The organism is Neoluteolibacter marinus (assembly GCF_014904755.1).
In the GTDB taxonomy this organism is placed as follows: domain Bacteria; phylum Verrucomicrobiota; class Verrucomicrobiia; order Verrucomicrobiales; family Akkermansiaceae; genus Haloferula; species Haloferula marina.
Genome location: NZ_JACZFQ010000115.1, coordinates 1 through 1,116, shown reverse-complemented (window position 1 = coordinate 1,116; position 1,116 = coordinate 1). Strand labels below are relative to the sequence as shown.

At 62.5% G+C, this 1,116-nt stretch carries 2 protein-coding genes; both read left to right on the top strand.

The window, feature by feature from the left end:
* Positions 1–218: 218 nt before the first annotated feature.
* On the top strand, positions 219–719 hold the full coding sequence (locus IG178_RS22330; RefSeq protein ID WP_193214811.1) for a hypothetical protein: 501 nt from the start codon (positions 219–221) through the stop codon (positions 717–719).
* Between the two features lie 127 nt (positions 720–846).
* A partial coding sequence (locus IG178_RS22325; RefSeq protein ID WP_193214810.1) for a hypothetical protein occupies positions 847–1,116 on the top strand: 270 nt, incomplete at its 3' end.

Genomic DNA, 1,116 nt, shown 5'->3' with positions numbered 1-1,116 from the left:
TGCCATGGCTCGCGTCCCGGGGAGCAGTGGCCGGGCCAGCGGGAGGAAATCGGGCTGGAACAGGGTGGGGTTTTTCGACAGTTTCAACAAGCCGAAGCAGGGCGACCCCTCACAGCGGCCTTGTTTCGTGACGGCTCCGGTGCTTGCATCCGGCAACGGGAATCGGGAGCGCCGCCATGGGGGTTGGGGCCGCCTGTTCTTTGACGTTGTGCTGAGAAATGGACTTCGACACCGTGAGACCAATCATATCCGGGTTGATCGGTGCAACGATCGCCGGATGGCTCGCGATTAAGTGGGCGAGGCGACTTCCCCACGCCAAGAACAAAGCGAGGCAGCGGAAGCTTGGGAAGGAACAGGAGGGCGTGATCCTCGTGGCAAATATTGGTGCAGGAATCGCACTGGCTACGGGACTTATCCTGTATCTCTGCGGTATTTTGGATGACCGAGATTGGCGTGGCCTTGGACTGACGATGGGACTCATGGCCTTCCTGCCATCGCTGGTGATTGTCAGTTTCAATCTCCGGGGTGGCGCTGGGCAGATTCGTGATGGTTTCATGGCGTACTCGCTCGCTCAGAAGACCCCTCCTTTCGTGCTCTTCAGCCTGATGTTCTTGATGTTTTGTGGGGGGCTTTGGGCGACCTACGCGTTCATACCAAAACAAGAAGCACAACAAGGCGCGGCTGGACAACCCGCTACCACGCCGCGACTCGGAGATTGAACCTCAATGAGAACCCCTTACCCTGAGGCGGACTGGCGCTCCCGCTAGCGGGTGCCTGGCCCTCGACGGACCCCGGGGACCGCTCCCTGATTTCGCCCGACCGCGGCCGGCCGGTTAGACCCGCTTCATGCGGAATCTGATCACTGCCTTTGCCAGCGCCCTGCCCACGGAGGGCATCCCGACCGAGATCGTCTACCTGCCCGAGGGCGAACACCGGATCACGCCCTTCGTCGACGGCAAGGCGAAGGCCGTCACCGTGAAGGTGCCGGCGGCGCGGGGTGCCGAGATCGCGGCTTCGCTGCAGGCAGCGCTGGAAAAGCGCCAGCAGGCGAACGTGCGGCCGTGGTTCGACTTCGAGCACAAGGGCGGGGTGGCCAGCGCCTTGCCGTCGGCCTTT

Excerpts from the sequence above, each read along its gene's own strand:
- IG178_RS22330 (WP_193214811.1), top strand. The coding sequence starts at position 219 with ATGGACTTCGACACCGTGAGACCAATCATATCCGGGTTGATCGGTGCA.